Origin of the sequence: Nioella nitratireducens (genome assembly GCF_001879715.1) — a bacterium.
Taxonomy (GTDB): Bacteria; Pseudomonadota; Alphaproteobacteria; order Rhodobacterales; family Rhodobacteraceae; genus Nioella; species Nioella nitratireducens.
In genome coordinates, this window is the sequence record NZ_MNBW01000010.1 from 111,487 (window position 1) to 131,333 (window position 19,847).

21 protein-coding genes are annotated in these 19,847 nt (G+C 64.8%); 8 read left to right on the top strand and 13 right to left on the bottom strand.

What is annotated here, in order from left to right; all coding sequences use genetic code 11:
* Complete coding sequence (gene mgtE, locus BKY27_RS11910) at positions 1-1,386, bottom strand: magnesium transporter (protein WP_071674710.1); 1,386 nt, start codon at positions 1,384-1,386, stop codon at positions 1-3.
* A gap of 95 nt (positions 1,387-1,481) precedes the next feature.
* Here mgtE and guaD point away from each other — a divergent pair, with 95 nt between their 5' ends.
* Positions 1,482-2,759: a guanine deaminase gene (guaD, locus tag BKY27_RS11915; protein WP_071674711.1), complete on the top strand. Its 1,278-nt coding sequence runs from the start codon at positions 1,482-1,484 to the stop codon at positions 2,757-2,759.
* 144 nt (positions 2,760-2,903) lie between these two features.
* Here guaD and BKY27_RS11920 read toward each other — a convergent pair whose 3' ends face one another.
* The 3 genes from BKY27_RS11920 to BKY27_RS11930 all read right to left on the bottom strand — a co-directional run bounded on the left by BKY27_RS11920 (position 2,904) and on the right by BKY27_RS11930 (position 5,610).
* Positions 2,904-4,235, bottom strand: a complete 1,332-nt coding sequence (locus BKY27_RS11920) for an 8-oxoguanine deaminase (RefSeq protein WP_071674712.1) — start codon at positions 4,233-4,235, stop codon at positions 2,904-2,906.
* Positions 4,236-4,364: 129 nt separating this feature from the next.
* The gene (hisN, locus tag BKY27_RS11925) at positions 4,365-5,177 is read right to left on the bottom strand and encodes a histidinol-phosphatase (protein WP_084667954.1); all 813 of its coding nucleotides are present in this window, start codon (positions 5,175-5,177) and stop codon (positions 4,365-4,367) included.
* 67 nt (positions 5,178-5,244) lie between these two features.
* The gene (locus BKY27_RS11930; RefSeq protein ID WP_071674713.1) at positions 5,245-5,610 is read right to left on the bottom strand and encodes a helix-turn-helix domain-containing protein; all 366 of its coding nucleotides are present in this window, start codon (positions 5,608-5,610) and stop codon (positions 5,245-5,247) included.
* A gap of 198 nt (positions 5,611-5,808) precedes the next feature.
* Between BKY27_RS11930 and BKY27_RS11935 the strand changes: the two genes are divergently transcribed.
* Positions 5,809-6,768 carry an NADPH:quinone oxidoreductase family protein gene (locus BKY27_RS11935; RefSeq protein ID WP_071674714.1) on the top strand — a complete coding sequence of 320 codons (960 nt, stop codon included), beginning with the start codon at positions 5,809-5,811 and terminating at the stop codon, positions 6,766-6,768.
* 105 nt (positions 6,769-6,873) lie between these two features.
* On the opposite strand, the gene BKY27_RS11940 is transcribed toward BKY27_RS11935, so the two are convergent.
* Complete coding sequence (locus BKY27_RS11940; protein ID WP_071674715.1) at positions 6,874-7,656, bottom strand: FG-GAP repeat domain-containing protein; 783 nt, start codon at positions 7,654-7,656, stop codon at positions 6,874-6,876.
* Positions 7,656-7,976 (bottom strand): 2Fe-2S iron-sulfur cluster-binding protein, encoded by a 321-nt coding sequence (locus tag BKY27_RS11945; protein ID WP_071674716.1) that lies wholly within the window; start codon positions 7,974-7,976, stop codon positions 7,656-7,658. Before BKY27_RS11945 ends, BKY27_RS11940 begins: the two co-directional genes overlap by 1 nt.
* A gap of 133 nt (positions 7,977-8,109) precedes the next feature.
* Here BKY27_RS11945 and BKY27_RS11950 point away from each other — a divergent pair, with 133 nt between their 5' ends.
* The 5 genes from BKY27_RS11950 (at position 8,110) to BKY27_RS11970 (ending at position 11,925) form a co-directional block, all read left to right on the top strand.
* Positions 8,110-8,472: an OB-fold nucleic acid binding domain-containing protein gene (locus BKY27_RS11950; RefSeq protein WP_071674717.1), complete on the top strand. Its 363-nt coding sequence runs from the start codon at positions 8,110-8,112 to the stop codon at positions 8,470-8,472.
* 103 nt (positions 8,473-8,575) lie between these two features.
* Positions 8,576-9,139: a peptidoglycan-binding domain-containing protein gene (locus BKY27_RS11955; protein ID WP_071674718.1), complete on the top strand. Its 564-nt coding sequence runs from the start codon at positions 8,576-8,578 to the stop codon at positions 9,137-9,139.
* 78 nt (positions 9,140-9,217) lie between these two features.
* Entirely contained in the window at positions 9,218-9,865 is a 648-nt protein-coding gene (locus BKY27_RS11960) for a TetR/AcrR family transcriptional regulator (protein ID WP_084667955.1), read from the top strand.
* The gene (locus tag BKY27_RS11965) at positions 9,862-11,157 is read left to right on the top strand and encodes a phenylacetate--CoA ligase family protein (RefSeq protein ID WP_071674720.1); all 1,296 of its coding nucleotides are present in this window, start codon (positions 9,862-9,864) and stop codon (positions 11,155-11,157) included. Before BKY27_RS11960 ends, BKY27_RS11965 begins: the two co-directional genes overlap by 4 nt.
* A 3-nt stretch (positions 11,158-11,160) precedes the next feature.
* The gene (locus BKY27_RS11970) at positions 11,161-11,925 is read left to right on the top strand and encodes an enoyl-CoA hydratase/isomerase family protein (protein ID WP_071674721.1); all 765 of its coding nucleotides are present in this window, start codon (positions 11,161-11,163) and stop codon (positions 11,923-11,925) included.
* Between the two features lie 75 nt (positions 11,926-12,000).
* Here BKY27_RS11970 and BKY27_RS11975 read toward each other — a convergent pair whose 3' ends face one another.
* The gene (locus BKY27_RS11975) at positions 12,001-13,500 is read right to left on the bottom strand and encodes a Do family serine endopeptidase (protein WP_071674722.1); all 1,500 of its coding nucleotides are present in this window, start codon (positions 13,498-13,500) and stop codon (positions 12,001-12,003) included.
* A 221-nt stretch (positions 13,501-13,721) separates the two neighbouring features.
* On the opposite strand from BKY27_RS11975, the gene BKY27_RS11980 reads away from it, so the two are divergent.
* Entirely contained in the window at positions 13,722-14,273 is a 552-nt protein-coding gene (locus BKY27_RS11980) for a GNAT family N-acetyltransferase (protein WP_071674766.1), read from the top strand.
* A gap of 84 nt (positions 14,274-14,357) precedes the next feature.
* Here BKY27_RS11980 and BKY27_RS11985 read toward each other — a convergent pair whose 3' ends face one another.
* The 6 genes from BKY27_RS11985 to BKY27_RS12010 form a co-directional block, all read right to left on the bottom strand.
* Positions 14,358-14,555, bottom strand: a complete 198-nt coding sequence (locus BKY27_RS11985) for a DUF2065 domain-containing protein (RefSeq protein WP_071674723.1) — start codon at positions 14,553-14,555, stop codon at positions 14,358-14,360.
* Positions 14,556-14,560: 5 nt separating this feature from the next.
* A complete protein-coding gene (gene hflC, locus BKY27_RS11990) occupies positions 14,561-15,547 on the bottom strand; it encodes a protease modulator HflC (protein WP_071674724.1) in 987 nt (328 codons plus the stop codon).
* Positions 15,547-16,677, bottom strand: coding sequence for an FtsH protease activity modulator HflK (gene hflK / locus BKY27_RS11995; protein WP_071674725.1), 1,131 nt, complete (start codon positions 16,675-16,677; stop codon positions 15,547-15,549). The genes hflC and hflK overlap by 1 nt, the downstream gene beginning before the upstream one ends.
* Positions 16,678-16,764: 87 nt before the next feature.
* Positions 16,765-18,123 carry a glutathione-disulfide reductase gene (gene gor, locus BKY27_RS12000; RefSeq protein WP_071674726.1) on the bottom strand — a complete coding sequence of 453 codons (1,359 nt, stop codon included), beginning with the start codon at positions 18,121-18,123 and terminating at the stop codon, positions 16,765-16,767.
* Positions 18,124-18,225: 102 nt separating this feature from the next.
* Positions 18,226-19,014, bottom strand: coding sequence for a ribose-5-phosphate isomerase RpiA (gene rpiA / locus BKY27_RS12005; protein ID WP_071674727.1), 789 nt, complete (start codon positions 19,012-19,014; stop codon positions 18,226-18,228).
* Between the two features lie 69 nt (positions 19,015-19,083).
* A complete protein-coding gene (locus BKY27_RS12010) occupies positions 19,084-19,728 on the bottom strand; it encodes a thiamine diphosphokinase (protein WP_071674728.1) in 645 nt (214 codons plus the stop codon).
* Positions 19,729-19,847 lie beyond the last annotated feature (119 nt).

Here is a 19,847-nt window from a genome sequence, read left to right on the forward strand (position 1 = left end):
CTAAAGCAGCACCGCCGCCGCCAGCCCGAGAAACGCAAAGAACCCAACCACGTCGGTCACGGTGGTCACGAAGGCCCCCGAGGCCAGGGCGGGGTCGATTTCCAGCCGATCCAGCACCACCGGGATCAGAATGCCCGCCAACCCGGCAATGACGAGGTTGATGACCATCGCCACCGCGATCACCGCGCCAAGCGCCAGCGAGCCGAACCAGAACAGCCCGACCGCGCCCATGACGGCGGCGAAAACCAGCCCGTTGATCAGGCCAACGCTGGCCTCGCGCATGACCACCCGCATCAGGTTCGATCCGGTCAAGTCCTTGGTGGCAATGGCGCGCACGGCGACCGTCAGGCTTTGCGTGCCCGCATTGCCCCCCATCGAGGCCACGATCGGCATCAACACCGCCAGCGCCACGAATTGCGCAATCGTATCCTCGAATTGCGCAATGACCAGCGAGGCAAGGATGGCCGTGATCAGGTTCACGAACAGCCACGGAAAACGCTGCTTGGTGGTCTCGAAAACACGGTCCGACAGGCTGCCTTCGCCCACACCGGCGAGGCGCAGGATGTCTTCCTCGGCCTCTTCGTCGAGCACGGCCATGGCGTCGTCGATGGTGATCACCCCCACCAGCCGCCCGTCATCGTCGACGACCGGCGCGGATATCAGGTGATACTGGTTGAACGCATAGGCCACATCCGCCTCGGGCTGGCTGACCGGGATGACCATGAAGATCTCTTCGACCAGATCCTTGAGTCTCACGGTCCGCCCCGTCGACAAAAGCCGCCCAAGCGTGACATTGCCCACCGGTTTCATGCGCGGATCGACGAGGATCACGTGGTAGAATTGATCCGGCAATTCGGTGGTTTCGGCGCGCAGGTAGTCGATGGTCTGGCCCACGGTCCAGAAATCCGGCACCCGCACAACTTCGCGCTGCATCAAACGACCGGCGGAATATTCCGGGTAGCTCAGCGCCTCTTGCACGGCCGCCCGGTCGGCGGCGTCAAGTGCACTCAGGATCGCGGTCTGCTGATCCTGTTCAAGGTCTTCCAGAAGATCGACGACATCGTCGCTTTCCAGATCGCGCACCGCTTCGGCCAGTTGCAGCGCCGGCAGCAGTTCGATCACATCCTCCCGGATGCCCTCGTCCAGTTCCGACAGCACTTCGCCGTCGATGCCTTCGCTCCAGACCAAAAGAAGCGCAGCCCGTTCGCCATGCGACATCTGTTCAAGAAGGTCGGCGATGTCAGCCGGGTGCAGCGGTTCGAAAAGGGCCTTGATCCTGTCGGTATCTGTCGCCTCGATAGCCTCCAGAACATTGTCATAGAGCGACGCGTCGAGCGCATAGGCGTCGTCCTGCGGCTCCGGTTTCTGGAGGTCTTCTATCGCCATGCGCACCCGCCCTTAAGGTCTTTTCCGCTTTTTCGGATACTATAGAGACGGCGGGCAGGATATGACAGGTGTGGAACCGACAAAGGACCCCGAAAATGCGCGAAACCCTTTTGATCGGGCAAATCCTGACCTTTTCCGCCGATCCGTTTGTCGCGGGCCTGGACGCGGTCCATCATGACAGCCGGGGCGCGATCCTGGTCCGCGACGGCGCGATTGCCGCCACCGGCCCCGCCGACGCCCTGATCGCCCGGCACCCGCAGGCCGAGCGGGTGGATCACGGTCAAGGCCTGATCCTGCCGGGCTTTATCGACGCCCATGCCCATTACCCGCAAACCGGCATCATCGCCTCGTGGGGCAAGCGCCTGATCGACTGGCTGAACAGCTACACGTTCCCGGAAGAACTGCGTTTCAGTGACCCAGCCTATGCCGCCGAGGCCGCCGCCTGCTATTTCGACCTGACGCTGGCCAATGGCACCACCACGGTGGCGAGCTACTGCACCATTCACCCCGAAAGCGTCGATGCCTATTTCAACGAGGCCAAAAAACGCGGGCTCCGCGCGCTTGGCGGCAAGACCTGCATGGACCGCAACGCGCCCGACGGCCTGCGTGACAGCGCCCAATCGGCCTATGACGACAGCAAGGCGCTGTTGGAAAAGTGGCACGGGGTGGACCGCCTCGGGTATGTCATCACACCGCGTTTCTCGCCCACCTCCACGCCCGGGCAACTCTCTGCCCTCGGCACCCTCTGGGCCGAGCACCCAGAGTGCCTGATGCAGACCCATCTCAGCGAGCAGACCGACGAAATCGCCTGGGTAAAATCGCTTTTCCCCGAGGCGCGCGATTACCTCGACACCTACGAAGCGCACGAGCTTCTGGGCGCGGGCGGGCTTTATGGCCATGCGATTCACCTCGAACAGCGCGAAATCGACCGGTTGAGCGAGGTCGGCGCCGCCCTCGTTCACTGCCCCACCTCCAACACTTTCATCGGCTCCGGGCTGTTCGACATGCGGCTTGCGGGGGCGCTTCGCGTGGGGCTGGCCACGGATACCGGGGGCGGCTCCAGCTTCTCGATGCTGCGCACGATGGCCGCAGCCTATGAAATCGGCCAGCTCAGGGGCAATCCGCTGCACCCGGCCCAACTCCTGTGGCTCGCCACCCAAGGCTCTGCCCGCGCGCTGCGCATCGACGACAAGGTGGGCCGCATCGCGCCGGGGATGGAGGCCGACCTCATCGTGCTCGACCTCGCCTCGACCCCGGGAATCGCACAACGCAGCGCCCGCGCCGAAACGATTTGGGAGGCGGTCTTTCCCACGATCATGATGGGCGACGACCGCGCCATCGCTGCGACCTACGTGGCCGGAATGCGCGCCTGATCCCTTCTTCTTGGTCGAAATACTCAACTGAACCCGCGCATCAGGCCCGACCGCATTCGACTGCGGGCCGCAACCAACGGTCCATGGCAATGCGGCCCGGCGAAGGCTCCCCTTTCAAGGGGGGCTTGAGACGGGTCGCGCCCCTCACCCCATCAGGCGCGTTGCCAGCCGCCGTTGTCGTTCCAGCACCATGGGCAGATCGAGGGTTGTCACCTGGCCGCCCGCCACCACCTGCCGTCCCTCGATGAAAAGATCGCGCACCTTGGCGGGCCCCGCCAGCAGGATCGCTGCGGCGTCCCAACTGCCCGCCGCCTCGACGCCGCGCAAATCCCAGACCGCAAGGTCCGCGCGCTTGCCCACGGCGATCTGGCCGCAATCGGGACGCCCCAGCACCTCGGCCCCGCCACGCGTGGCGATACGCAGCGCCTCTCGCGCGCTCATCGCGTCCGCCCCTTGCGACACCCGTTGCATCAGCATCGCCTGCCGCGCCTCGGCCACCAGATTTCCACTGTCATTCGAGGCAGATCCGTCGACGCCAAGCCCCACCCTGACGCCGGCATCGCGCATCGCCCGGACCGGCGCGATGCCAGATCCGAGGCGGCAATTGGAACAGGGACAATGGGCCACGCCTGTGTGGGATTTGGCGAAGAGGTCAATCTCTTGTCCATCCAGTTTCACACAATGGGCGTGCCAGACATCGGCGCCGGTCCAGCCCAGGTCTTCGGCATATTGCCCCGGCCGGCAGCCGAATTTTTCAAGGCTGTAAAGGATATCTTCATCGTTTTCCGCCAAATGGGTGTGCAACATCACCCCTTTGTCTCGGGCCAGGGCCGCGGCATCGCGCATCAGTTCACGACTGACAGAGAAAGGAGAACAGGGTGCAATCCCCACCCGGCACATCGCCCCTTCGGCCGGATCGTGGAACGCGTCGACAACACGGATACAATCCTGCAAGATCGCCTCTTCCCGCTCGACCAAGGCATCGGGCGGCAATCCGCCATCGCTTTCACCGATGCTCATCGCCCCGCGCGTGGGATGAAACCGCATGCCGATCAGACCCGCTGCCGCGATGGTATCGTCCAGCCGCGCGCCATTGGGATACAGATAGAGATGATCCGAGGTCAGCGTGCACCCCGACAGCATCAATTCGGCCATCCCGGTCAGGGCCGAAACATGCACTTCCTCGGGCCCGAAGCGTGACCAGATCGGGTAAAGCGTCTGCAACCAGCCAAACAGCAGGGCGTCCTGTGCTTCCGGCACCGCGCGGGTCAGGCTCTGATACAAGTGGTGATGCGTATTCACGAGGCCGGGCGTCACAAGGCAACCCTCGGCCAGATGCGCCTCGCCGCCGGTCAGGCCGGGACCGATTTCGGCGATCACCCCGTCCCGAATGCGGATATCGGCGCCCGAAAGCTCCGTGTTTCCGTCATCCATGGTCAGAATGCGATCGGCAGATTTGATGATGATATCGGACATGGCAACCCTCTTCGCTCCGACGCCCGTTTCGGTGGAGGGAGGCGCGGCACCGACAGAAAGGGCAAAGGACTCGGGGGGATCGCCGCAGATGAGGCCAGCCTATCGCGGCCCGCCCGCGCGGCTCAAGCCTCAGCCCGCCTGAAGCAGTTTCAGGGCGGCGCCATGCAATTCGGCACTCGCCGCCGCCAGAACCTGCCCGCCCTCATGCACCGGGCGCCCCTGCCAATCGGTGACGATCCCGCCGGCCGCTTCGATGACGGCAATCGGCGCGGAGATGTCATAGGCGTTCAGCCCGGCCTCGATCACCAGATCGACCTGCCCGGCGGCCAGCAGCCCGTAGGCGTAGCAATCCATGCCGTAGCGGGTCAGCTTGACCCTGTCGCGCACCCGCTCGAAGGCCAGACGCTCCTCAGTGGTTCCAACCTCGGGGAAGGTGGAAAACAGCGTCGCCTCGGACAAACGGCGCCCGCCGCGCACCGCCAAGGCTTGCGCTCCATGCGGCCCGGATACCGCCGCCTGCCCCAGCCCGCCTTCAAACCGCTCGCCGATATAAGGCTGGTCGATGATGCCGTAGAACGGCCCGTCGGCATCCTGAAGGCCGATCAACACCCCCCATGTGGGCGTGCCGGAAATGAACCCGCGCGTGCCGTCAATCGGGTCGAGCACCCAGGTCAGACCGCTGGTGCCCGCGACAACGCCATGTTCTTCCCCCAGAATCCCGTCATCGGGGCGTCGGTCGGCCAACACGGCCCGCATGGCAGTTTCCGCCTCGCGGTCGGCCACTGTCACCGGGTCGAACCCATCGGTCAGCTTGTTGTCCGCAGCCAGTCCCGCGTTGCGAAAATGCGACAGGGTCGCGCGCCGGGCGGCCTCGGCCAGCGCCCGGCCCGTGGCTACAAGCTCGGAGGCAAGGGATTGCGAAAGATCGGAACGGGTCAACATGGCGGGGCCTCGTGCGGGGTTTGTCCCGTCTCGGGTGGCACGCCGCCCCGACCCCGTCAAGCGCGGATCAGGCCGCCGCCCCCGACAGAACGCGGGCCAGTTCAAAGATCTGTTTGCGCTGATTTTCCGGGATCGCGTAATAGGAGCGCACCAGTTCCAGCGCCTCCTTGTCGGCCAGCACATCGCCCGGCAGGGTCGCGCCCGGGTCCACCCCGCCATCCAGACCCTCGAAGAAATATGCCACGGGCACCTCCAGCGCGGCGGCGATGTCCCACATCCGCGAGGCACTGACGCGGTTCATGCCGGTTTCGTATTTCTGGATCTGCTGGAACTTGATCCCCACGCGCTCGGCCAATTGCTGCTGCGTCATGCCTACCATCCACCGACGATGGCGGACGCGTTTGCCAACATGGATGTCGACAGGATGTTTCATTCTTATCTCCTTCGCAGCGCCGGGCCGGGTCCGCTTTGGACGTCGTCTAAGCCTGAGGAGTGATCTAGGCCGCCCGGGATACTTGGCAATAACAATAACCCTCTGCGGGAGCGCGCGCAAAAGGACGCATTGTCCCGGTTGCAACGGTCCGCTGGCACGTTAGCCTGCCCCGGCAACAGACCAGACAAGGACCACAGGATGCGCGCCTATCGCCTGACCAGCTTCGACACCCCGCCACGGATCGCGGACATCGACACACCGGCCCCGGCCAAGGGCGAGGCCCTCGTGCGGATCGCGGCCTGCGGGCTGAACTTCGCCGATCTTCTGATGGTCAAGGGCCGCTATCAGGACACGCCGGAACCGCCCTTCACCATGGGGATGGAAATCGCCGGCACAATCGAGTCGCTTGGCCCCGACACCGACGGCCCTGCCCCCGGCACCCGCGTTGCGGTCTTCGCGGGACAAGGCGGGCTGGCCGAATTGGGGTGTTTTCCGGTCGACCGGATCACGCCCATCCCCGATGGGATGCCGTTCGAGGACGCTGCCGCCTTCCTCGTGACCTACGGCACCTCGCACCTGGCGCTCGGACATCGCGGGCGGCTGCAAAGGGGCGAGCGGCTGCTGGTGCTGGGCGCGGCGGGGGGTGTCGGGCTGACCGCCGTTGAAATCGGCGCCCGCATGGGGGCCGAGGTCATCGCCTGCGCCCGTGGCACGGCCAAGCTGGCGGTCGCCAAATCCGCCGGGGCCACCCACCTGATCGACAGTGAAACGCAGGATATCCGCACCGAGGTCAAGGCACTTGGCGGCGCCGACGTGGTCTATGACGCCGTGGGCGGCGACCAGTTCAAGGCCGCGCTTCGCGCCACCAATCCCGGTGGGCGGCTTATTCCCATCGGCTTTGCCAGCGGCGAGGTGCCCCAGATTCCAGCCAATATCCTGCTGGTGAAAAACCTCGACGTGATCGGGCTTTACTGGGGCGGCTACATGCAATTCGCGCCCGAGGTGCTGACCGGCAGCCTGTCCGACCTCTTCGCCATGTACGAGGCTGGCGGGCTGCATCCTCATATCGGCGCGACGTATCCGCTGGATCAGACCGCCGACGCCATGGCGCTGATGAAGGCGCGGAAATCCACCGGCAAGGTCGTGGTGACGATCTGATCCAACGCGGCGCGCGGTCCTTTACATGCGCGCCGCCCACTCTCGCCTATTGATGCCGCAGGTCCAGGAAGCGCAAAACCGGTTTCCACATTTGCGCGCCATGATCTAGCGGCAGGCACTGGCGGCCTCCAACGCCGCCGTGCTCCACGGGCCGAGGTCACGGGCGACGAGTTGTGCGCCCTGCACGCGCGTTGCGAGAAGCCGCTGCCAATCGCTGTCGGCGGTCAAAATCTCGGGCCCCTGCCCGCAGTCGCGGATCGCAGAAGAGATATGCGCGTCGCCAATGCGGTGATTGGTCAGGCCCGAAACCGCCGCGACCTGGGTCAGCGCACCGGGTGTATACCGCCAGACACGTAGGGTGCGGGCCAGGTGCGGGCGGTCAATATACGCGATCTCCACCGCGCCATCGCCGTCAAAATCACCCGCGCCGACTATCGCCAGCCAACGGCGCGGCTGGCCGATATAGGGGGTGGCTGCGTCCAGAACCAAGTTACTCCCGGTCCAGCGATAGACCGCCAGCTGCGCACCAAACCGACGGTGACTGCGCGCGACGATCACCTCATCGGTGCCGTCGCCATCCAGATCGACCAGCCGGGGGGCCACGTCCTCGAACACGTGATCGGCCTCCAGCGTCAGCGCATGGCCGCACAGCCCGTGATTGCCCGGCGCATCGACCCAAAGCGTTTCGGGCTCGTCCTGTCGTCCAAGCACGAAATGGCGATAGCGTGTCACGGGATCGTCGAACCACGCGCGCCCGATGGCACCCCGTGTTGTCGCATCGACCGTGACGCTACCGGGATAGGCCGTCAGGCTGGCCTGATCGACCGTGCAGGCCGCCGCCCCACCCGCGCAGAACAGGGCCAGCGCACAGGCAAGCCCCACCCGCATCAGATCTGCTTTTCGGGCATCCGCACGACCAGCCCATCCAACTCGTCCGAGACCTTGAGCTGGCAGGTCAGGCGCGAAAACTCGTCCGGTTCATAGGCGAATTCCAGCATGTCCTCTTCCATTGGGTCGATGGCGGGCAGCTTGTCCTTCCACGCCGCGTCCACATGCACGTGGCAGGTCGAGCAGGCACAAGCCCCGCCGCAATCGGCCTCGATGCCCGGAATATTGTTGTCGCGCGCACCTTCCATCACGGTCAGACCGTTGGGAACGTCGACGACATGCTCGGTGCCATTGAACTCGATATAGGTGATCTTCGCCATGGGTGCCTGTCCTTAAACTCAGTCCGGGCATTACGTAGCGGCCCAAAACGGGCTTTGCCAGTCCGAATGCGTCACTTTTGCGCGGGGAAATTGCGCGCTTGCGTCATCTCTCTTATGTTCTATCTTTGTTCCCATGGAGCCCGATATTCGCCCCCCAGACTGGCCGCGCCCGCCCGTGGCGATCCAACACGCGCTGCTCGACCGACCGCCGCTGAATGCGCGGGTCACAGTGGCCGGGCTGGTCCTGGTGCGCCAGCGGCCCGGCACCGCCAAGGGGGTGATTTTCCTGACGCTGGAGGATGAAACAGGCGTCTGCAACGTCATCATCTGGCGCAAGATCTACGAACGCTTTCGCCGCGCGGTGATCGCCGGGCGGCTGTTGCGGGTGACGGGCCGGGTACAGCGCGACCACGGCGTCACCCATGTCGTTGCCGAAGAGGTCGAGGATATCTCGCATATGCTGGATGAGCTTCTGGCCCGCCCCGACGACCGTTAAGCCTTTGCCGCAAGGCCAAAACCCTGTATCCTATGCCCCAAGACAAGGGCCCCGCGCAGACGGGCCGACCGAGGCAGGCACAAGACAGGCGCACGGCAGACCCATGAAAGTTTCCCTTCCCCTTCTTGCGGGCCTGATGGGCTTGGCCGCCTGTGGCGCGGGCCCCGGTGCCGAAGTCGCCCGGCTGATGGAGCGGGACGGCACCATCATCTCGCGCGGGGAAGGCCCGGAAGACGCCCGTCCCGACGCTTGCTATGCCCGCGACCAGACGCCTGCCGTCATCGAAACGGTAACGGAACAGGTGATGGTCCAGCCACCGCAACTGGCCTCGGACGGGGCCGTGCGAGAGCCCGCGATTTTCCGCACCGAGACCCGGCAACGTATTGTTCAGGAACGACAAGAAGTGTGGTTCGAAACCCCCTGCCAATCCGAGACCGACCCCGCATTCATCGCCTCGGTCCAGCGGGCGCTTGCCGCGCGCGGCATCTACCAAGGCCCCGTCAACGGCGTGATGGACCGACCCACCCGCCGCGCGATCCGCCAGTTTCAAGACCCGCAAGGGCTGGATTCGGGCGTTCTGTCGCTGGCCGCTGCGCGCCTCTTGGGCCTAGCCGTCTGGGATCCGGTCGCCGCGGCACGTCCCGACTACGCGGCATCTGAAGAATAATCACAGCCTTGCTTGCCGGATCGACCTTGACTCGACTCATTTTTGACGTTGATCTCATTTTCATAAATGCGAGATCCAATGACCGAGACCACCCAAACCCCCGCACGCTTTGCCAAGGCACTGCTGATCCGCTGCAGGGGCGCCAGCAAGCGCGACCGCACCCGCGCACGCCTGCAAGCGGCGATGGCCGAACTGCTGGACGATCGTCCACCCGCAGACCTGAAGGTCGCCGATATCTGTCGCGTGGCGGGCAGCGCGCATGGCACATTCTACACCTATTTCCCCGACATTCGGGGCGCGCTGGCGGATACGCTGCTCGAATTCATCACCTTCCTTCAAGGTGAGATGCGACAAGCCGCCCGCAATGGCCCCACGCCCGAGGACCGCTCGCGCCGATCGACCGCCGCCTATCTTGATCTTTTCGCAGCCAATCGCGGGCTGATGCGCTGCCTCGTCACGCGGCTCGATGCTTTCCCCGAGGCCAGCGCTGCCTTTCAGCGCCTCAACCGCGACTGGGCCGAGACCGTGGCCGACGCTTGGGGGCGGCGGGGCGCAACATCCCGCGATGAACTGCTGCGCCGCGCCTACGCGCTTGGCGGCATGGTCGATCAATACCTGATCATGCTGCATTTCGGGGACGACCCCACGCTCGCCGCGCTGTCGCAGGACCGCACCGCGCTGATCGAGACCTTGTCACATATCTGGGAAAGAGGAATGACGGGATGAGCCTGATCGACGGGGCCGAATTTCAGAGGGCAGACGCCCTGCTGCCCGCGCAGCAGGCGGCATGGAACCGGCAGCGCGCCCATGTGGCGGACAACTCTGCCTTTTACCAACGGCTCTGGGACGGCGCGGCACCGCCCACCGACCTGCGCGATCTGCCAACCCTGCCGCTGTCGGACAAGGCTGGGCTACGGCTGAGTCAGGCTGCGCATCCGCCCTTCGGCGACTACCTTGCCACGCCGCGCGCCACCGCCAACCGGCTGCACCGCACCTCGGGCACCACCGGGCAAGCGATGAACCTTGCCCTTTCGGCCCGCGATGCCGCGATTACGGCGGCGGTCGGCGGGCGCTGCCACGGCGCGGCGGGGCTGACGGCGGATCACACGGTGGTGCATTGCCTGAACTACCAGATGTGGATGGGTGGCGTGACCGATCACATGACGTTGGAGGCAACCGGCGCGCTGGTCGTGCCCTTCGGCGTCGGCTCGACCGAATTGCTGATCCGCACGATCCAAGAGGTCGGCATCAACGCGATCTCCTGCACGCCCTCTTATCCGGCGGTGCTGGAACGGGTGCTCGACCGGCTCGGCATGGTTCCCCGCAATCTGGGTTTGAAACTCGGCCTATTCGGCGGCGAGCCGGGGCTGGACGACCCGGCTCTCAGGGACCGTATCCGGGAAACCTGGGGGATGGAGCCGCGCAATGCCAACTACGGCGTGTCTGACGTGTTTTCGAACTTCGCGGCGCAATGCGAACATGACTCGCGGCTGCATTTCATGGCTTGGGACGTGCTCTGGCCCGAACTGATCGACCCCGACAGCGCCACGCCCCTGCCCTTGCAGGCGGGAACCGAGGGCGAGCTTGTCCTCACCCATCTGGCCCGCGACTGCCAACCTTTGGTTCGGTTCCGCACCGGAGACATCATCGCGGTGGACGACACCGCTCCCTGCCGCTGCGGGCGCCATGGCTTTCGCTTCCGGGTGGTGGGACGCAGCGACGACATGGTGGTGGTGCGCGGGCTGAACCTGTTTCCCAGTATGGTCGCCGCCGTGCTGAGCGGGATCGAAGCGCTTTCGGGCGATTACCGGATCGTGCTGGACACGCCCCCACCCTATGACGCGCTGCCCCTGACGGCGGAACTGGCGCGCGGCGTCGCGGCCAGCGATGGGCTGCGCAACAGCGTGGAACAGGCCGTGAAACGCACCCTCGGCGCCAGCGCCCGCGTCACGCTGGTGCCGCACGGCACCTTCCCCGTAACCGAAGGCAAAACCAAACGCGTCCTGCGGGAGTACTGAGCGATGAGCGATTTCACCTATGACACCGTGCTCAGCGATCTGGTCGACGACGGCGTGCGCCGGATCGCCCTGAACCGGCCAGACCGGCTGAACGCGATGAACCTGACCCTCATCCGCGACGTGGCCCGCGCCTTCGACGATGCCAATGCCGACCCGGCGACACGGGCGATCATTTTCACCGGCGAGGGCCGCGCGTTCTGCGCGGGCGACGACCGGCAGGACCACACCCACCCCGCAAGCGAGGAAGAGGCCCGCAGTCTGGTCACCGCCATTCAGGCCGCGACCCGCGCGATCTGTTTCGGCCCCAAGCCGGTTGTGGGCGCTATCAACGGATGGGCCGTGGGCGGCGGGTTCGAATGGGCAATCAACTGCGATTTCCCGATCTGGGGCGACAGCGCCAAGGCGTTCTTCCCCGAGGTCTCGCTCAATCTCTTCGTCACCGGCGCGGTCACCACCCTGTTGCCCGCGATGGTCGGTCTTGCCAAGGCGCGCGAGATGCTGATTTTCGGCGACCGCTACACGGCGACCGAGTTACACAGCCTCGGCGTGGCCTGGCGCGTTGCCCCGGATGACGCGCTTGCGGACGAGGCGCTCGTCACCGCGCGCCGCCTCGCCGCGCTGCCACCGCTTTCGACCCGCGCGATGAAACGGGTGCTGAACGCGGCGGCCATGCCCGACATGTCCCGCGCGCTGGATCTGGAGACAGAGGCCACCGTGGCGGGCTTCCTCGACCCCGAAACCACCCGTCTCCTCAAGGATTTCAGATAAAAAATCCCCCGCCGGATCGTCTCCGGCGGGGGCTGCCCTGGCATGACTCAGGGGCTTTCAAAAGACCCGCAGGCCTTACTTGTTGATCGGCAGCGCCACGAACCGCGGGGTGCCGTCACGGCGGATCAGCAGCAGAACACTGTTCTGACCGGCATCTTCCGCTTCCGTCACTCGGGTCCGGAAGGCTTCAACATCCGACACCGGCTGTTGGCCGACCTCGGTGATGACGTCGCCCGCCATCAGCCCACGATCAGCCGCATCCGAGGTGGGATCGACCGATTCCACCAGCAGGCCGGTTTCGATGCCATTGGCCTGACGCGCCTCGTCGGTCAGCGGCGCCAGCGACATTCCCAGCACGTCCGAAGACGGGGCAGGCACCACCGGCGTATCGCCGTTCTGATCGGGGAAAGCCGCGTTTTCCGAGGTTTCGCGCCGACCAAGCGTCACCAGAAGCGTCTGAGTTTCGCCATCGCGGTAGACCACCACGCGGACGGTTTCGCCCACCGGCGCATCGCCCACGACCCGCACCAGTTCGCGGGTGTCATCGACGGCCACGCCGTTGAAGGTGGTGATCACGTCACCCACTTCCATCCCGGCCTCGCGGGCGGGGCCTTCGGGCACATCCGTCACCAGCGCGCCGCTGGCCTGATCCAGACCCAGACCTTCGGCGATATCGGCAGACACGTCCTGAATGCGAACGCCCAGCCAGCCACGGCGGGTTTCGCCGAAGTCCTGAAGCTGTTGCACCACGTGCGACACGACGTTGGACGACATCGAGAATCCGATCCCGATCGAGCCGCCATTGGGGCTGAGGATCGCGGTGTTCACACCGACCACCTCGCCATCCATGTTGAACAGCGGCCCACCCGAGTTGCCACGATTGATGGCGGCGTCGGTCTGGATGTAGTTGTCATAGGTGCCCGACAGCGCCCGTTCGCGGGCCGAGACGATCCCGACCGAGACCGAAAACCCTTGGCCGAGCGGGTTGCCCATGGCCATCACCCAATCGCCGACGCGGGCGCTATCGCTGTCGCCAAACGCAACATGGGTCAACGCCGAGGCCGGTTCTACCTTCAGCAGGGCGATATCGGTGTTGGGGTCGGTCCCCACGACGTCGGCCGGCAACCGGGTGCCATCGCGGAAGTCGATCATGATTTCGTCAGCCCCGTCGATGACGTGGTTGTTGGTGACGATATAGCCGTCTTCCGAGATCACGAAGCCCGAGCCGAGCGCATTCGAACGCCGGGGCGCCGGGGCCGGACCTTGGCCCGGGTTGCGGTTCATGAAGTCGTTGAAGAAATCCTCCAGCGGCGACCCCGGCGGAACCTGCGGCATAGGCCCTGTATTCGCAGCCACGAGGCTGGTGGTGGTGATATTGACGACCGCGTCGCCCACTTCATCGACGAGATCGGCAAAGCTGCCGGGCCCCGCGATCTGCGCCCGTGACGGCACCGCAGTGCCGGCCAGCGTGGCCAAGGCCATGGCGATGATCAGGAAAAGGGTCGTCACGGGATAGGCCAATGATCGGCCCTGGGGCCTGGTCAGCGCGACGGCCCTGGTATGTGCGGTTTGCATGGTCACTCGATTTCCTCCTGTCAAACCAAAGGTAGGCTGTCCCTGCCCTCTCGTGTTCAAGATATTTGCGGCACGGCGGCCGCATTCAACCGTCTCGTCTTTCATTTGAGTCACATGGGCGTGATAGCGCCCAGATCGTCGCGGTTCAGGCGCGGCAAAGACCGGCTCTCTTGATCTATACCGCAACTCAGGGCCAATGTTGGACCAATTCGGAGGAAACCATGCAACCCCGCATCGCCCCGGCCGATTGGGCCGGGTTCAGCGCCGTGATGGGCGACAAGGGCGGCTGCGGCGGCTGCTGGTGCATGCTGTGGCGGCTCTCGAAACGCGAGATGGAGGCAGGCCAGGGCGCGGGCAACCGCGCGGCGATGAAGGCGCTCTTCGACGCGGGCCATGTGCCGGGGCTGGTCGCTTGGGCCGGGGACACGCCGGTGGGCTGGATACAGGTCGACGCCCGCACCGCTTTCCCCCGGCTCGACGCCTCGCGCGTGTTGACACCGGTAGACGATCAACCGGTCTGGAGCGTGTCCTGCTTCCTGATCGACACAGCGCACCGCAAAAGCGGCCTCTCCGTCGATCTGCTCGCCGCCGCCTGCACCTTCGCCCGCGACCGCGGCGCAAGCGTGCTGGAAGGCTACCCGATCGACCCGCCGAAACCGAACTACCCCGCCGTTTACGCCTGGACCGGCTTTCTGGGCACCTTCCGCAAGGTCGGCTTCACCGAGGTCGCCCGCCGGTCCCCGACCAGACCGATCATGCGAAAAACGCTCTGATCCCTTCTTCTTGGCAAAAATACTCCGAGGGAGCGCGAGGGGGCTGGCCCCCTCGCCCGGATCGCCGCCGCAAGGCGGCGATCCTCATCCGGTCAGGACATGACTCAACACCGCCAGAACCGTCCCGATCACCAACGCGGCAAACCCGGCAATCCGCAGGGTTTCTTCCGGCTCGTGCTGCATCCGGCGCATCAGGTCCTTCATGACAGAAGGGGCCAGCGCATAGGCCAGCCCCTCTATCACAAGCACCAGTCCGAGCCCCCAGAGGATCGACTGGATCATGGGTCTTACTGCCCTTCCGGCAGGGCGGTACCCGTGTCCGCAGCGCCGCCTGCATCGGCTGGAGCCGCCTCTATTGCGGCAGGCGCGGCCGCCGCGTCCGGCATCACGAGGCTGCCACTGCGCCCCATCGGCGATCCGAAATAGTCGAAGAACGCGCTATCCGGGCTCAGAACCATCGAGGTGTTCTCACCCCGCAGCGCATTCTGGTAGGCGATCATCGCACGGTAGAACTCGAAGAAGTCCGGATCGGCGCCAAAGGCATCGGCATAGATCCGGTTGCGTTCCGCATCGGCTTCACCGCGGATGATATCGGCCTGCCGGTTTGCATCCGAGACCAGTTCGACCACGGTCCGGTCGGCCTGCGCCCGCACGCGCTGTGCGGCTTCTTCACCGCGCGCCCGCTCGTCCGTGGCTTCCCGTTCGCGTTCCGCCCGCATCCGGGCAAAGGTTGCTTCAAGGTTCTGCTGCGGCAGCGCGGTCTGTTTCAAACGCACATCAAGGATATCGAGCCCCAGCGGCAACGCCAACGTGCGCGCCTGCTCGGTGATCCGCTGCATCAACGCGGCCCGTTCGGGCGAAATGATGGTGTTCGAGGTCACGCCGTCAGACCCCAGAACTTCGCGGATTTGCGGGTTCAGGATGTTTTCCAGCAGGGTTTGCGCCCGCGAGAGTCCGCCGACACCCACGGCCAGGCGGAACTGCTCGGTATCCACGATCCGGTACCGTGCAAAGGCATCGACCACCAGACGACGATCGTCCGACGGCGTCACCTCGATCGGGCTGGTATCGAGGGCAAGAATGCGGTCGTCGTAATAGACCACGTCCTGAATGAACGGGATCTTGAAGTTCAGGCCCGGCTCGTCGATCACCCGACGGATCTGGCCGAATTGCAGCACCAGCGCGCGCTGACGCTCATCGACAACGAAGACCGAGCTCAGGATCACCGCCAGAATGACGACGATTGTGGGGATGATGAAGGTCGCTTTACGCATCAGTTGCTCCCCCGGCGAAGTTCATTGAGCGGCAGGTAGGGCACCACGCCCTGCGTGTCCCCGCCGGTGCCAGTGTCCAGAATGGTCATATCCATGGCACCCAACACGGATTCCATGGTTTCAAGGTACATACGCTGGCGCGTCACTTCCGGTGCCAGTTGATATTCCTGCAAGACAGACGAGAAGCGGCTGGCCTCACCTTCGGCAACGTTCACCACCTGTGCCCGATAACCTTCGGCCTCTTCGAGGTTTTGCGCGGCTTCACCACGGGCGCCTGCCAGCACCCGGTTGGCGTAGGCGTCGGCCTGGCGTTGCAGCCGGTCGCGCTCCTGCTCGGCGGCCTGCACGTCGCGGAAGGCGTCGATCACTTCCATCGGCGGGTCGGCCCGGTCAAGGTTGAGACGCACGATGTTGATACCGGCATCATAGCTGTCCAGCGTGTCCTGGATCAATTGCTGCACGGTATCGGCGATCAGCCCCCGGTCCCGGTTCAGGATCGGGGCCAGTTGCGAGGCGGCGATCACTTCGCGCATCGCGGATTCAGACACCGCACGCACGGTCGCGGCCGGCTCGGCAAGGTTGAACAGGAACCCGCGCGGGTCCGAGACATTCCACACCACTTCGAAGTCGATATCGACGATATTCGCGTCCGTGGTCAGCATCAGCCCGGTGGACGCGTTGCTGGAGCGGTTGGTGCCGATGGATTCGGTGCGGTTCGTCGTGACCTCGACCACCTCGGCGGTGACCACCGGCCACGGCGCAAAGTTCAGGCCCGGCTGTCCGAAGGACTGAAATTGTCCGAGGAACAGTTCGACCGACTGCTCTTCCGGCCGCACGGTGTAAACCGACACGTAAAGCCACAGACCCGCAGCCGCAAGCACGGCGGCAAGGATGGTGCCCTTGCCGAATTGCGGTCCGTCCCCGGACCCGCCGCCGCCAGTGCGCCCGCCGCGACCGCCCATCAGGACGCGCAGTTGCTCTTGGCCCTTGCGGACGATTTCGTCAATTTCGGGAATCTGCTGACCCTCGCCCGGGCGTCGCCCGCCGCGATCGTCATTGCCATTTCCCCTGTTGCCTCCGCCACCGGAGCCGCCACCGCCGCCCCAAGGGCCGCCAGAATTTCCAGCCATGCCGGTCTTTCCCCTTTTTATCCCAAGGGCGCCCCCCGAAGGGCGCGCCCACATCCATTAGCTAACTGTGCCCGAAGGCCCCAAAAATCAAGCCGTTCTCACCGGAGTTTTCAGCGTCACCAGTTCTTCGGCCATGGTCGGGTGCACCGCCACTGTAGCATCGAAATCTTCTTTCGTGGCCCCCATCTTCACGGCCACGCCCGCCAACTGGATCAGCTCGCCCGCGTGGTCGCCCACCAGGTGAACGCCCAGAACCTTGCGCGTATTGCCGCAGACGATGAGTTTCATCATCACCCGTTCGTCATGACCGGCAAACAGCGTCTGCATCGGCCGGAAGGCCGCGGCATATATCTCGATCGGACCGGCATCGCGCGCCTCTTCCTCGGTCAGCCCCACCGTGCCCAGTTCCGGCTGGGTGAAGACGGCCGAGGGGATCAGCTCGTGATCGGTCTTGCGCGGGGTGCCGCCAAAGACGGTATCGGCAAAGGCATGGCCTTCGCGGATCGCCACCGGGGTCAGGTTCACGCGATCGGTCACGTCGCCCACGGCATAGATCGAGGGGATGTTGGTCTGGCTGTAATCGTCGACCTTGATTTCGCCGTTGCGGCCCAGCACGACGCCCGCCTCTTCCAACCCCAGCCCCGCGCTGTTGGGCACCCGGCCCGTCGCGTAGAGCACCTTGGAAAACACCTGTTCCATGCCGTTCGTGGCCTTGACCCACAGGCCGCCTTCGACCTGTTTCACTTCCATCACGTTGCAGCCCACATGCAGGTCGATCCCGCGCGCCCGCATGGCGTCGGCCACATGTCCGCGCGCCTCGTCATCAAAGCCCCGCAGGATCTGCGCCCCGCGATAGAACTGCGTCACCTTGGTGCCCAGGCCATTGAAGATACCGGCAAATTCGCAGGCAATATAGCCGCCGCCCACAACCAGCACGCTTTCGGGCTGTTCATCAAGCTTGAACACCTCGTTCGAGGTCATCACCAGATCCGAGCCGGGAAAATCCGGCACGAAGGGCCAGCCGCCCGTCGCCACCAGAATATGCGCAGCGCTAAAGCTTTGCCCGTCCGCCAGCGTCACCCTGTGCGGATCGCTCAGCACCGCCCGCTGATCGTAGACGGTCACGCCGGACCGGCCCAAATTACCGCGATAGGCGCCTTCCAGCCGGTCCAGTTCCGCGTCCAGCTTGCCCCGGAATTTCGACCAGTCGAAGCGGCCTGCCGTGGCCTCCCAGCCATATTGCTGTGCATCATGGATCTGCCCCGGATAGCCCGAGGCATAGACCATCAGCTTTTTCGGCACGCAGCCCCGGATCACGCAGGTGCCGCCCATGCGGTATTCTTCCGCCAGCGCAACCCGTGCGCCGTGCTCTGCCGCGATCCGGCCCGCGCGCACGCCGCCCGATCCGCCCCCGATCACGAAGAGGTCATAGTCGAATTGGCTCATGCTCCGGCTCCCTGGTCATCTGAGTCGGCGTCGGTCTACCGCGCCCCGCCCCGTTTTGGCCACGCGCATGGGCGCACAGGCGCCCGCGCGGCGACACAGGGGTCAGTCGGCGATGTCGACAAAAAGGTTATCGGTGTCGATGATGTCAATCTGCTCGTGCTCGACCGTGCCGTTATTGATGTCGCGCACTTCGACGCTGCCATCGCCATTGCCGATCACGATGATGTCACAGATATCCAGAAACAGCCCGTTCTCGACAACGCCGGGGATCTGGTTCAGCGCTAGGCTCAGCTGTTGCGGGTTGCCGATCTTGCGCAGGTGCAGGTCCAGAATGAAGTTGCCTTCGTCGGTGCGGAACGGCTGGTCATTGGCCAGCCGCAGCGAGGTCGTCCGCCCCAGCACGTCGAAATTGCCCAGCATCTCCTCGATCAGCGCCTTCGAGGTCTGCCAGCCGAACGGGATCACTTCGACAGGCAGCGGGAAGGCGCCGAGCGTCTCCACCTGCTTGGTCGGATCGGCAATCACGATCATCTGGTCCGACGCCGTGGCCACGATCTTTTCCATCAGCAGCGCCCCGCCGCCGCCCTTGATCAGGTTGAGGCGCGAGTCATATTCATCGGCCCCGTCGATGGTCAGGTCCAGCCATTTCACGTCATCCAGCGTCGACACCGGAACCCCAACCTGCCGCGCCAGCTCTGCCGTGCGGGACGAGGTGGCGACGCCGGTGATCTTCATGCCCTCTTCGCGGACCAGTTCCCCCAGGCAGCGCACCATCCACGCGGCGGTCGATCCGGTGCCAAGCCCCACGCGCATACCGTCCTCGACATAGTCCACCGCGCGTTTCGCGGCGACGAATTTGGCTTTATCAATGGGGGAAAGCTCTGCGCTCATGGGTCTGCCGTCATTGTTGCGTCACGAAGCTCTTACACAAGCCCGCTCGCGCAGGCGAGGGAAAAACCCTCAAAACAGTGCCGAAAGCGCCGCCGAAAGTTGCTGTTTCGGCAGAATGACCAGCATGGCCGCCTGATCAACCGTAATCAGCACCTCGGGCGACGAGACCCGGTTCGACGTGCCGATCGCCCGCCCCGGCGCAAACGCGATTCCGTCGATGGGCCAATGCAGCCCTTCAGACCGCCCCGTGACCGGCGCCATGGGAAACAGCGACAGTCGCGTGCCGACGGGCAGATCAAGGCGCAACTCTGGCGGACACAGGAAGACGATATCCTCCTCTGCGACCACGATGCAGGCCGGCACCCGACAGCGCAGCAGCGTGTGCCATGCCGCCAATTCGTGATCGGTGCGCCGACCGGTCATGCCAAGCGCAATCACCCCAGGCGCGTCGATATGGCCAAGCGCCTTTTCGAAATCCGTGCTTTCCTGCTCGGTCACATGATGCAGCGCACGATCCGGGATCTTGGCGCGTGCCGCCGCACTCAGCGAGTCGAAATCGCCCACCACCGCCTCGGGAAAATGCCCTAACGTCAACGCCCTGTCAGCCCCGCCATCCGCTGCCACAAGGGCCGGGGCCAGCGACAGCGACAGGTCGAGGTCAGACCGACTCACCTGACCTCCGCCCAATAATGTCACCAAAGTGTCATACTTCAACGGCCCCGCATCGGCTGGCCCATTCTCGCCATTTTTTCCGTTAGAAATCACCGAATAGCCCCAATGACGTCGCCTTTGACTGGAATACGTTTGTTACACCTTTTGAGAAGATGGTAAAT